This window comes from Maridesulfovibrio sp. FT414 (genome assembly GCF_050916235.1).
Taxonomy (GTDB): Bacteria; Desulfobacterota; Desulfovibrionia; order Desulfovibrionales; family Desulfovibrionaceae; genus Maridesulfovibrio.
The window spans coordinates 2,328,348-2,340,852 of record NZ_CP104854.1 but is presented as its reverse complement, the minus strand read 5'-3'; the positions used below and the strand labels follow the sequence as shown (position 1 = coordinate 2,340,852).

The 12,505-nt window shown below is 52.4% G+C and carries 11 protein-coding genes; 5 read left to right on the top strand and 6 right to left on the bottom strand.

The genetic code is table 11. The features are described 5' to 3' along the window. Positions 1-22: 22 nt before the first annotated feature. Positions 23-1,552: a YifB family Mg chelatase-like AAA ATPase gene (locus N7E73_RS10360; protein ID WP_432734615.1), complete on the bottom strand. Its 1,530-nt coding sequence runs from the start codon at positions 1,550-1,552 to the stop codon at positions 23-25. Between the two features lie 143 nt (positions 1,553-1,695). After that, on the bottom strand, positions 1,696-2,115 hold the full coding sequence (locus N7E73_RS10355) for a bacteriohemerythrin (RefSeq protein WP_432734613.1): 420 nt from the start codon (positions 2,113-2,115) through the stop codon (positions 1,696-1,698). 207 nt (positions 2,116-2,322) lie between these two features. On the opposite strand from N7E73_RS10355, the gene N7E73_RS10350 reads away from it, so the two are divergent. Continuing rightward, positions 2,323-3,309 carry a glycosyltransferase family 2 protein gene (locus tag N7E73_RS10350; RefSeq protein ID WP_432734611.1) on the top strand — a complete coding sequence of 329 codons (987 nt, stop codon included), beginning with the start codon at positions 2,323-2,325 and terminating at the stop codon, positions 3,307-3,309. Positions 3,310-3,390: 81 nt separating this feature from the next. Here N7E73_RS10350 and lepB read toward each other — a convergent pair whose 3' ends face one another. The 3 genes from lepB to N7E73_RS10335 form a co-directional block, all read right to left on the bottom strand. Beyond that, the gene (gene lepB / locus N7E73_RS10345; protein ID WP_432734610.1) at positions 3,391-3,993 is read right to left on the bottom strand and encodes a signal peptidase I; all 603 of its coding nucleotides are present in this window, start codon (positions 3,991-3,993) and stop codon (positions 3,391-3,393) included. 53 nt (positions 3,994-4,046) lie between these two features. Beyond that, a complete protein-coding gene (gene lepA / locus N7E73_RS10340; protein ID WP_432734609.1) occupies positions 4,047-5,852 on the bottom strand; it encodes a translation elongation factor 4 in 1,806 nt (601 codons plus the stop codon). Positions 5,853-6,409: 557 nt separating this feature from the next. After that, positions 6,410-6,829, bottom strand: coding sequence for a hypothetical protein (locus N7E73_RS10335; protein WP_432734608.1), 420 nt, complete (start codon positions 6,827-6,829; stop codon positions 6,410-6,412). Between the two features lie 274 nt (positions 6,830-7,103). Here N7E73_RS10335 and N7E73_RS10330 point away from each other — a divergent pair, with 274 nt between their 5' ends. The 4 genes from N7E73_RS10330 (at position 7,104) to N7E73_RS10315 (ending at position 11,992) form a co-directional block, all read left to right on the top strand. Further along, a complete protein-coding gene (locus N7E73_RS10330; RefSeq protein WP_432734607.1) occupies positions 7,104-7,940 on the top strand; it encodes a sulfide/dihydroorotate dehydrogenase-like FAD/NAD-binding protein in 837 nt (278 codons plus the stop codon). Further along, on the top strand, positions 7,933-9,348 hold the full coding sequence (gene gltA, locus N7E73_RS10325; protein WP_432734606.1) for an NADPH-dependent glutamate synthase: 1,416 nt from the start codon (positions 7,933-7,935) through the stop codon (positions 9,346-9,348). Before N7E73_RS10330 ends, gltA begins: the two co-directional genes overlap by 8 nt. Before the next feature lie 385 nt (positions 9,349-9,733). After that, positions 9,734-10,741, top strand: coding sequence for a diguanylate cyclase (locus N7E73_RS10320; RefSeq protein ID WP_432734605.1), 1,008 nt, complete (start codon positions 9,734-9,736; stop codon positions 10,739-10,741). A 153-nt stretch (positions 10,742-10,894) separates the two neighbouring features. After that, positions 10,895-11,992: a tetratricopeptide repeat protein gene (locus N7E73_RS10315; RefSeq protein WP_432734603.1), complete on the top strand. Its 1,098-nt coding sequence runs from the start codon at positions 10,895-10,897 to the stop codon at positions 11,990-11,992. On the opposite strand, the gene N7E73_RS10310 is transcribed toward N7E73_RS10315, so the two are convergent. Continuing rightward, a complete protein-coding gene (locus N7E73_RS10310) occupies positions 11,989-12,354 on the bottom strand; it encodes a cupin domain-containing protein (protein WP_432734602.1) in 366 nt (121 codons plus the stop codon). The genes N7E73_RS10315 and N7E73_RS10310 overlap by 4 nt on opposite strands. Positions 12,355-12,505 lie beyond the last annotated feature (151 nt).

Here is a 12,505-nt window from a genome sequence, read left to right as displayed (position 1 = left end):
CAATCAGGTTACAAAACCAGAGTTACACTCCCTGTCGGTCCATGCTGCGGTAATTGATCGCCTCAGCAAGGTGGTGAACCTGAATATTTGCTGATTCCGAAAGGTCGGCAATGGTCCGGGCAATACGCAAAATTCTGGTATAGGCCCGCGCGGAAAGTCCAAGGCTGTGAACGGCCTGCTCAAGGAAGGTATGTTCGGAATCGGTCAGGCGACAGAACTTTTCCAGTGAGGACCCGGACAATTCGCTGTTGGTTAGAATCGGCATTCCCTTGTACCTCTCAGCCTGAATATCGCGCACCCGTTCGATATTGGACCGCATAGTGGCTGAATCCAGCCCCTTGGACTCCCGCAAGTCCTTGTAGTCAACAGCCGGGACTTCAATCTGCAGGTCGATGCGGTCCAGCAGCGGCCCGGACAGACGGGAAGAATAGCGGGCAACCGCCTGAGGGGAACAGGAGCAGACATGGCGGTCATCGGTATAATAGCCGCAGGGACAGGGATTCATGGCCGCTACCAGCATGAAGTCGGCAGGATAGGAAAGAGACATCGCCGCACGGGAAATGGTCACTTCGCCGCCTTCCAGAGGCTGCCGCAACACTTCAAGCACGTTCTTCTTGAACTCGGGAAGTTCATCAAGAAAAAGAACGCCTCTGTGTGCCAGGGAAACCTCTCCGGGTTTGGGGTATGCCCCGCCGCCGATAAGCCCTGCGTCTGAAATTGTGTGATGGGGAGCCCTAAACGGACGGGTTACCACCAGCGACCGGTCCCGGTCCAACTGCCCGGATACGCTGTAAATCTTGGTAACTTCCAGCGCTTCTTCAAAAAGCAGCGGGGGCAGAACTGTGGGAATCCGCTGGGCCAGCATGGTCTTACCGCTTCCCGGAGGACCAATGAAAAGAATATTGTGGTTGCCTGCAGCCCCGATCTCAATAGCCCGCTTGGCGTGTTCCTGACCTTTCACCTCAGCAAAATCCGTGGAAAAATTCCGCCTGCCCTCCCAAAGCATTGATGTATCAACTCTTGAAGGAGTTATCGAGCTGTCACCGACAAGAAACGACACCAGCTCGGCCAGAGTTGCTACCCCGTAAACATCCAGTCCCTCGACCACGGCAGCTTCATTGACATTCTCAGGGCAGACAATGAGCCCCTTTGCTCCCTTGCGTCTGGCCTCTATGGCTAACGGAAGGACCCCATGAACCGGCTTGACTCCGCCTGAAAGGGACAATTCGCCAGCCAGATACCAGCCTTCAAGAGCAGCCGAATCAATAATGCCAGCCGCCCCAAGCAGAGCCACAGCCAAAGGCAGGTCATAGGCGGAGCCGGCCTTGCGAATATCCGCCGGGGCAAGGTTGACAGTAATACGTGAGGGCGGCAGACGAAATCCGCTGTTCTTGAGTGCGGAAAACACGCGTTCCTTGCTTTCCTTAACCGCACCCTCAGCCAGCCCTACCATGGTAAACGCCGGCATTCCCTGCCGGGTGAGATCAACTTCCAGATCAACTTTAAATGCATCAATGCCCATGAGGGCAGCACAGGAAACCTTGGCAATCATAATCAGTCCGCTTACCCTTGAATTACTTATGAATGAAATAAACGAACAACTGATATAGGGTTTCTTGAGTCATGGCAAGGAAACAGGAGCCGGAGTACATATAAATAGGGCTGCCCGGCTGCCATTGCGAAAGAACTTTAATACTACCCCTTCCAGCCCTTTCCACCCCCGGATTTGACGAACTGCCCGATCTTAAAATCCTCATGTAAAAGATGCTCTATCAACCAGCGTGCAAGCAGATCCTTTGCTTCTTCCCAGCTGACGTGTTCCTTATGAAATCTCGCTGACTGCAGTTGCTTGACCTTACCCTTAAGCTCCTTATGAGCCCGCTTTTGTTCAGCAAGGTACGGATACTCAATCTGCTCCATGTATTTCTCTTCGGAATTGAAATGGTATACAGCATACTCCCGCAACTGCCCAAACAACGCATCCAATGCAGCATCCTCCTTTCCGCTCTTACTCTTATCGAGAACCTCGTTGACGATTCTGATCAATTCCTTGTGCTGATTATCTATTTCCTCTACCCCGATTTTCAGACCGTCATGCCATTCAATCCTTGCCATCTTCCACCTCGCCAGCTCTCAAAACAGTGCACGTAATACTATTACTATGCACTAACGGAAAATCTGAGACAACTTAATATCAACGCAAACAATCCCCTGAACTCATCTTGCCATTTTTTTTCATCAACGCTAACACCGGATCAAGATATATTAATTTTAATTAAGTTATATCCAGCAACTACCAGATATATTCTCAGGGAGTCCTTCATGTCGCGTTTCCTTCCAAACGGAGAAGTATGCATTGCCGTAACGGCTTACAACCGAAGCAGCCACACCCGCAGAACAATTGAATCCATATGGAAACACGCCGGATGTGACTTCACCCTGTGTGTGGTAGACAACGCCAGCACTGACGATACATGGGATGTTCTCTGTGAACTTCGCGATAAGGGATTGATCCACTACGCCTACAGATTCACCAAAAACATGGGACCGGCTGTAGCCGTCAACCACGTATGGTCACAGTTTACCGCTCCATATTACCTGCGGCTGGACAATGACATATTCTTTTCCAAAGACGGATGGCTCAAGGAAATGTGCGCGCTGAGCGAAAAGCACAAGGACATCAGCGTGCTATCCTATCCGATTTTTTTCGGTCACGACAGCTACAGAAAAATCCATACCATGTATGGCGATGACCTGCTTGACCGGGCTGACCGCAACGGATCCCACCCCGGTGGAATCTTCATGATGGATTATTTTTCTTTTAAAGAGTCCGGATACTGGAACGAGGATTACGGCTCTTACGGGGCAGAAGACGGGGACTACAGTGTCCGCATTGACCTGATGGGCCGCAAAAGGCTCTATATAAACTGCTTCGACTGGGGCACGCATGACGATTTTTCATACGGAGAAGTTGAAAAATATCAGTATTCCAAATCGATCAGACAGCAATCCCACAAGCAGTATGGCGGGCTATTTCAAATCAACAATATGATGTACCATTTCAAGCTCAGAAATCTGCGCACAACACGTAAATATATTACCAGCACAGTGGACGACCTTGTTTCCTTCACACTTGATCGTGAATACTCAACCCGCATCACCAGGGTGCAGTCGGATATCCGCAAAGCTTTGATCACTGCAGCTGAAAGCGGGATTGAGATAGACCGCATCAACCGATCAATCCTGACCAGGCTGGTCAAAGCGGTTTCTCCCGGATCAATTATCGATACTCTGGACGGCTCATTTTAATCTCAAAGCCCGAAAAAAAAACTAAAGCCCCGGCACAAATGTACCGGGGCTTTCTTAATAACCAGATTTCAACCTGCCGAGCTAATGGATGAAGTCTCCAATGCGCTCCCAGCGTACGGTCTTGGGACCACCCCAGGACCAATAGATTATCCACGCCTTTCCTAAGATATTCTCGCGGGGCACGTTGCCCCAGAACCGGGAATCATTGGATCCGTCGCGGTTGTCCCCCATGACGAAGTATTCGCCTTCGGGAATTGTGCGCGCGGGCATATTGTCGCGCAGGGTTGAAACGTGGGCATTGTCAGTATACTGAACGTAGGGCTCGACGAGCTCCCTGCCATTCACGAAAACCTTCTTGTTCTTGATCTCAACGGTATCTCCGGGCACACCGATGACCCTTTTGATGTAATCCTTGCTGGGATCACCTGGATACTTGAAAACGATGATGTCCTTGTACTCCGGATCACCGACGGGAACGATAACCTTTCCAGTGAAAGGAATCTTCACCCCGTAGGAAAACTTGCTCACCAGCAGATGATCCCCGATCTGCAGCGTCTGCAGCATGGAACCGGAAGGGATTTTAAAGGCCTGTACAATGAAAGTCCTGATTACCAGGGCCAGCAAAAGCGCGATAAACAACGCTTCGATGTATTCTTTGACAGTACTCTGCCATCTGGGATTCATAATAATGTCCTTATCTCCACCTGCGTAATTTTCGCTGGGAGTAGCATTTTTATTTAATCTTCGCCAGCTTTTAAAACCGCCATGAAAGCTTCCTGCGGAATCTCCACGTTACCCATTTTCTTCATGCGCTTCTTACCTTCCTTCTGCTTTTCCAGAAGCTTGCGCTTACGGGTAATATCGCCGCCGTAACATTTGGCAGTAACGTTCTTGCGGAACGGGGCAACCCTTTCCTTGGCGATGATCTTGCGGCCGATGGCGGCCTGGATGACGATTTCAAACATCTGGCGCGGGATGGCTCTCTTAAGTTTGAGAGCCAGCGACCTACCGAAAGGATAGGCCGAATCCTTATGGACAATGGCGGAAAAAGCATCCACCGGCTCGGTATTGATCAGGATATCCAGCTTGACCAGGTTGGACTCGCGGTAATCAATAATTTCATAATCAAGGGACGCGTAACCCTTGGTGTGGGATTTCAGCTTGTCGAAGAAATCGTACATGATTTCAGCGAAAGGCACCTCATAGGTAATGATAACCCTTGAGGAAGTCAGGTAACGCATGTCCTTCTGAATGCCGCGTTTTTCCTCACAAAGCTTCAGAACCGCACCAACGTAATCGTTTGGCACGTGAATTTCAAGGCGGCAGTAAGGTTCAGCCAGCGACTCAAGGTCTCCGGCGTCCGGCATCTTGCTGGGGTTGTCAATCTCAAGGACATTCCCGTTATTCAACTTGGCCTGATAGACAACAGAGGGCGCAGTGGCAATCAGCTTGGCCTGAAACTCCCTTTCGAGACGCTCCTGAACGATCTCCATGTGCAGCAGCCCGAGGAAACCGCAACGGAAGCCGAATCCGAGCGCGGTTGAGGTTTCAGGCTCAAAAGAAAAGGCTGTATCGTTCAGTTGGAGTTTTTCCAGTGCGATTTTGAGCGGCTCGTATTCCGCGGGCTCAATGGGGTAAAGACCGCAGAAAACCATGGGCTTCACTTCCTGAAATCCGGGGAAAGGATCTGAAACCGGGTTGGCTGCCAGGGTAACAGTATCACCTACAGGTGCGTCGTTGAGCTCTTTCATGCTGGCGCAGAGGAACCCTACTTCACCGGCGCCGAGGGAATTAACCTTCTGAGGCTCGGGGGTGTATACACCAAGCGTGGTCACGTCGAAAGTGCGCTTTGTAGAATAGATCTGAATCCTGTCGCCTTTCCTGATGGTTCCGTCCAGAATACGGAACAGAACCACGACGCCCTGATATGAATCGTACCAGGAGTCAAAGATGAGGGCCTTGAGCGGCGCTTCGGGATCGCCATCCGGCGGCGGCAGGTCCTTTACGATAGATTCGAGAACCTGATCGACATTAAGCCCTGTCTTGGCGCTGATCATCAGTGGGTCGGCGCACTCCAGACCGATGACCTCTTCGATCTCCTGCGCAACGCGCTCACAGTCGGCACTGGGCAGATCAACCTTGTTGAGCACCGGCACGATTTCAAGATCGTGGTCAAGAGCGAGAAATACGTTGGCCAGAGTCTGTGCCTCGACACCCTGAGTGGAGTCCACCACCAGCAGAGCTCCTTCGGACGCGGCCAGACTGCGCGAAACCTCATAGCTGAAGTCAACGTGACCCGGAGTATCGATGAGGTTCAGGATGTATTCCCTGCCATCCTTGGCCTTGTACGGAATGCGTACAGTCTGGGCCTTGATGGTGATACCACGCTCCTGCTCAAGTTCCATCTTGTCCAGATACTGATCCTTTTTCTCGCGCTCGGAAACAAGCCCGGTAAGTTCAAGAATACGGTCAGCAAGAGTGGACTTGCCGTGGTCGATGTGCGCAATGATGCTGAAATTTCTTATTTTTTCTAGTTTTGCCATATTAAAAAATGTCGGCGGCCTTTCCCGGCCGTCGGCTTAGGTTATCTCAACTATTTAGATGTATGCCTCTGAAAAAGGCGAAAGGGGTTCCTTATTACGGTATTTGCAGGAAACTGTCTAATACGGAATTGCAACCCAGACAAGCCAAACCGTACGGGCAACCGCATATTGTGATCCTATCAGATATTCCCGCACCAATCACCAACAGAACCGACTTAATGAAAAACTTGCCATCCTCTCAAAACAGCAAGCAATCCGACAGTAATCCATCTAAAACAACCATAACTGTCACGCTTAGGTTATGTAAAACATGTTACAAAACATACAGATACTTTCACCGCACTGTATTTTGTGTCATTTTTATTACAAAAACGATTGATTGACCCATCAAATTATATTACGTCAAAAGAAAGATGTTTTACAAATTTGCACTACACTACACTGCTTCAGAAATTGGCTGTCAATAAATTCCATATGTTAATATGGACCGACAAGACAAAAGCCAGTGCAAAATTAAACTACTGCTTTGGCAGACTATTTCTGAATGTTCTTTGGAATCAGACTTTGCCCAGCGCGCTGCCCGGAAGCGCATAGTCAAGGGCTGCGGCCTGCTGCGAATAGGCGTTAATCGCCCTTGTCCGCATGTAGCCGGAGCTCCCGGGATTGTACGTGGCGGAGTCCTCCGAAAGAGTTGCTTGCGTCAATGCCAGCTGCTGATATACGTTCTGGACGTGACGCTCTTCGCTCTGGGTTCGAGGATAGGTTTGTGATCGGAACTTCTGCGAGGCCTTTTCGGCTTCGCCCGGCTCAAATTCGAGGTCCTTTGCAGTGAAGTTGACACCCAGCTTGCCAATACGGAAGCCGAAACTGCGCGTGGTCACCCGCGCGGTCATTTTTTCGACTTCCTTTTCAGTCTGTCCGGACCACATCTTCATGTTTTCTGCGTACTGGCTGACACCCTGCGCCGCTATTTTCATTACTTACCCCGTTGGAAACACCGTTTCCCACGCACAAAAAAAGGCCGACTGCCATTTCTGGCAATCCGCCGTATCTGCGATTTTTTCGCAATCTTCCCTGAAGGATACGTGGGATCTTCGGCTTCCGTCCGTGGAAGCTGATGAAAATAAAGATCTGCTAAGTTGTGTTAAATATAATACTCCTCGGCAGGTTTGGCAAGTGCGGAAGACTTGGTCTTGCTTTCCGGTGGCCAAAGAATTAACTTCCCCATAAACTTAAGCAGTGTAGGAGATTATGAGCAACAAAATTCTTACGAAAAAGGCACTTATCCCCGGCCAGACAAGCATGCTGGTCATCGACTGTCCTCAAATCGCCGCAAAGGCCAAACCGGGCAATTTCGTCATTCTGCGCATCCACGACAAGGGCGAAAGAGTTCCCCTCACTATCGCTGACACTGACCGGGAAGCAGGAACCATCACCATCGTCTACCTTGTCGTAGGTAAAAGTTCCGCCCTGCTTGAAACCCTTAATGAAGGCGACACCATCCTTGATGTATGCGGTCCGCTGGGCAAGCCCACACACATTGAAAAGTCCGGCACTGTTATCTGTGTCGGCGGCGGAACCGGAATCGCTGCCATGCATCATATTGCCAAGGGCCACCACATGGCCGGAAACCATGTTGTCGCCATTGTCGGAGCACGCAGCAAAGACCTGCTCCTCTTCTGTGACGAACTGGGCGGATTCTGCCCTGAACTCCTCATTGCCACCGACGACGGAAGTACCGGGCACAAGGGTTTTGTTACCGATGTCCTGCGCGAACGCCTTGAAAAAGACAAGGATGTCTCCGAAGTTGTTGCCATCGGCCCCGTTCCCATGATGGAAGCCGTATCCAAGGTCACCAAACCTTTCGGAGTGAAAACCACGGTCAGCCTGAACTCGATCATGGTTGACGGCGTGGGCATGTGCGGAGCCTGCCGCTGCAACATCGGCGGCGAAACCAAGTTCGCCTGTGTGGACGGCCCTGAATTCGACGGACACAAAGTCGATTTCAACGAACTGAGAATGCGCCTCGCCCAATACAAAGAGCAGGAAAACATCTCCATGGACCTGTTCAGGAGGGATCATGGTTAATAAACAGAATTTCACCCCCACCCGTACCCCCATGCCGGAACAGCCGGCTGATGTGCGCAACAAGAACTTCCTTGAAGTGGCCCTAGGCTACACCAAGGAGCAAGCCATGGCCGAAGCTGCCCGCTGCCTTCAGTGCAAGACTCCGCTCTGCCAGAAAGGCTGTCCTGTTGAGATCGACATCAAAAGTTTTGTCAAACACCTTGCTGACGGGGATATTCCGTCCGCTTACCGGGTGATCAAGGAAACCAACTCCCTGCCCGCTGTCTGCGGCCGAGTCTGTCCGCAGGAAAACCAGTGCGAAGGCTCCTGCATTCTCGGCAAAAAATACGAGCCTGTGGCCATCGGACGACTGGAAAGATTTGTCGCCGACACATTTGACAGCGATTCCGCCTGTGAAATGATCACCGGCCACACCGCCTGCAGTCTGCCCAACGAGCAGTTCAAGGTGGCCTGCATCGGTTCCGGCCCCTCATCCCTCACTGTTGCCGGCTATCTGGCCGCGCGCGGAGTTCCCGTAACCGTATTCGAGGCCCTGCACGAAATCGGCGGCGTACTGATCTATGGTATCCCCGAATTCCGCCTGCCCAAATCCATCGTTGCCCGTGAAGTCGGTGCGCTCTGGTCCAAGGGCGTGACCTTCCTGCCCAACTATGTGGGCGGAAAGACCGTCACCGTTCAGGACCTGCTTGATGACGGTTTCGATGCTATCTTCATCGGTGTCGGTGCCGGACTGCCATGGTTCCTGAATATCCCCGGTGAGAACCTCGTGGGTGTATATTCCTCCAACGAATACCTGACCCGCATCAACCTCGGCCGTGCATACGATTTTCCGACCTACGACACCCCCGCACCCAGGGCCCGCAACGTAGCAGTCATCGGCGGCGGCAACGTTGCCATGGACGCAGCCCGTACCGCCCTGCGCCTCGGTGCCGAAAACGTATACATCACCTACCGCCGCACACAGGAAGAGATGCCCGCACGCCTTGAAGAGCTGCACCACGCCATCGAAGAAGGCGTAAAGCTCGAGCTGCTGACCTCCCCCATCGCCATCAACGGCGACGAGAATTCCCATGTGAAATCCATGACCCTGCAGGTAATGGAACTGGGCGAACCGGACGATTCAGGACGCCGCCGTCCCGTTGCTGTGGAAGGCAAGACCAGGGAACTGGAAGTGGACATGGTCATCCTCGCCGTGGGAACCGGTGCCAACCCCGTTCTGCTCGAAGCCACACCCGGCCTTGAAACCAACAAATGGGGCTACATCGTAACCAACGCCGAAACCGGCGAAACATCGATCCCCAACGTATACGCAGGCGGAGACATCGCCGGCGGTTCTGCAACCGTAATCTCGGCCATGGGCGCAGGACGCCGCGCTGCCAAGACCATTGCGGACAAGCTGGGAGTTTAGCCGTCCGGTTGAAGTTGATGCGCTTTGCGCTTTTGACAGTTTGATTTCGCCTCCGGCGGCCAAAGGGTCCGCGACCCTTTGGAATCCCTATCAGGTTTCATAACAACTTATAAAACTGCCGCTTGGGAGTCATGTTTTGCTTAGTTGAGGCAATACCATGTCAGGGAAAATGGATTAAGACGACCACGCGATTTTAGGGATCAACATCACACTAGCTCTTTGGACCGCGCTTTTGAAATGTATCAAGGCGAAGCTGAACAGACTCAGCTTCGCCCTTTTTTTCGACCGAAAGACAGGTCGTTTTTCGTGGACAGAAAAACTATCCGGACATAACATTGTCCGGAGCTGCATACTTGGAAACATTCCATCAAAAACAAGATATATCATGACCATAGACAGATTCGATTTTGACGCTACCCTGTTAACCGTAAACTTCGCCACCCGCCTCCTCGCCATGGAGGTGGACCGCGATGTGCTCATTGACCGCACCATTGAAGCCTTCTGCGATCTCGGAGCCTGCAGGGATGCCACACTCATGATGTATGACGAATACAAGCAGCTCCGCGGTGTAGGGGCTTCCCTGCAGCAGCGCAGGTTCATTATCAACGAGGAAATACCGTTGACCAATGCCATGCTGGAAGCGGCCCAGTCCCTGAAACCGGTGGTACGCCCGGTCTGCGACGACTCAATCTACCCGCTGCCAGCCGAGAGCTGCGACACGGACAAAACCTGCCTGTGCGTACCGCTAGTCGGTTCCCGCGACCGCATTCGCGGCTTTGTCACCCTCTACCGGGAAAAGGAACGGCAGTGGGAACTTTCGGAAATTTTCCAGTTGGGGATCATATCAACCGTAGCTGCCATTTCATTCGAGAACTCGAATCTCTTCCGCCAGACCATCGAAGACAGTCTGACCGGGCTGTACCTGCGCCGCTACCTGTTCATCAGGCTGCGCGAAGAAGTGCAGCGGGTCAAACGGAGAGGCGGGCCGCTCTCGGTCATCATGCTGGACGTGGACCACTTCAAGGATGTCAATGACATGTACGGCCATGCCACCGGGGACGCAGTGCTGCGCGCGGTAGGAGAACTGCTGAACGATAACAGCCGCAAGGGTGTAGACCTGCCCTGCCGCTACGGCGGCGAGGAATTTGTCGTGCTCATGCCCGGTTCCGACAAAAAGGAAGCCAAAATCGTTGCCGAAAGAATCCGCTCAGCCTGTCAGCAGAAAATCATCCATGCACCGGAAGGTGATATCAGGATAACCATGAGCTCCGGAATCGCCTCAATCGAAGAGTGCGAAAACATCTGTGCGGATGCGCTGCTCAAAAAGGCCGATAAAAGGCTCTACCGGGCCAAAGAAGCCGGGCGCAACCGCACTGTATGCCTTGACGGATAACCGCTCACCATATTTCCAACCGCAGGGGAAGGCTCCGGCAGCATTCCAACGGTCCTGACACAGGTCCGGTATTTGTTGACGCCCATCACATTATTCTGTTTATATTATAAGCTGTAGTCAGTTCATGTACCGAAGATAACCGGAGGGAAGGACATGTTGAAAAACAGAGCTGCAGCCATCTACCTTTTTGCACTGCCGATCATAGCCGCCTGCCTGGTCATGCTGAATATCCCCGCAGTGGCCGCCGGGACCGATTCGCCTGAAAAGTGGTTCGATACCATTACCCCGGAAACCAAGATGATCATCGCAGGTGTTGCGCTTGTAGCCATAGCCCTGCTCATTACCTTTATTTCCACCCGCAGATACCGCATTCCCACCTCTGCCGAAGCCAAATTCACGCTTGAGAAATACGAGCAGGATCTCAAAAGGCGCATCAACGAGCTGAAGATGGAACTCACGTCCATCTCCGAAAGCTATTCACCTGAACGGCTGAAGATTACCGCCGCACTCAAGGAGGCTGAACAGCGGCTTAATTTCATTGAATCCGGCTACGAAAAGGCCGTTAACGGCATGACCGGACTGGCCGGGGAGCTGGAAGTGCTGCGAGGCTGGGTTTCCGAAACGGAAATCGAATCCGCTGAATCCATGCTGGTGTCAGGCAAGACCGAGGAGGCCAGGGCAATCTGGGCGCGGATCGCCACCGAGTCCGGCATACGAAAGGAAGCCTATGCCAGAAGGGAGGCCGACGCATGGTTCCATCTGGCCCTGCTGGCAAGGGCGGACCTTGATTACGAAGCAGCCATGGATGCGTTCATCAGGAGCATTGAAACCGGCAAGGCCGGCATAGCCCATATTGCCGAGGCAGCGAACATGGCACTGAAAATAAAGGATTACCACAACGCCGAAGGGCTGTACAAGGAAGCCCTGAGCATGGCCGTAGACTGCGACGAATGCACAAAAAACACCATCCGCAACTGCCAGACCGGACTGGCCGACGTCTACGTGCATTCAGGAAAATACGCCGAAGCCCTGCCGCTCTACAAAACCGCCCTCGCCACCGTAATTGAGGTCTACGGCGAGCAGTCCACCCCCACCGCCGACACCTATCTCAAAGTAGCCCGCTGGCACAAGGAACAGGGGCAGGAAGCCGAAGCCGCTGAATTCTGCCGCAAGGCCATGAACATATACACCCTGCTGCTGCCGGGGCAGAATCCACGGGTCGTGGCGGCTCGGGAGATGTGTGGGGATTAAACCCACACATCATTCTCCGCAGTCATCTCCCCGCCGCTTTCGCCGGTATTCACCACCCCGCGCGGCTCAATGAGCATGACCTTGCATTCTTCCTTTGCGACGGGCCTGTGGCTTAACCCTCTGGGCACTACGAACATTTCGCCAGCGGAAAGCTCCACCCTGCCGTCTTCGAATTCAATAGCCAACTGCCCTTCAAGCACTATGAATGTTTCGTCGGTATCCTTATGGTCGTGCCAGACAAACTCGCCCTGCAACTTGGCAAGTTTGAACTGATAATCGTTCATTTCCGCTATGACGCGCGGCGACCAGTGTTCGCTGAACTTGGCAAGCTTATCCTTGAAATTAATGGCATCGAATTTCATATTTTATCCTTTTTATTAGAAGTTTATGTTGCTTATCAGGTTGCCGGAGCAGACACACTAATATACTGAGCGTTCTCCGCGATAGCACAAAGTTGCCTTGTCCGGTAATATACGCACACCGGGTTTGAATCAAATCCTGTTTCCCGCTATA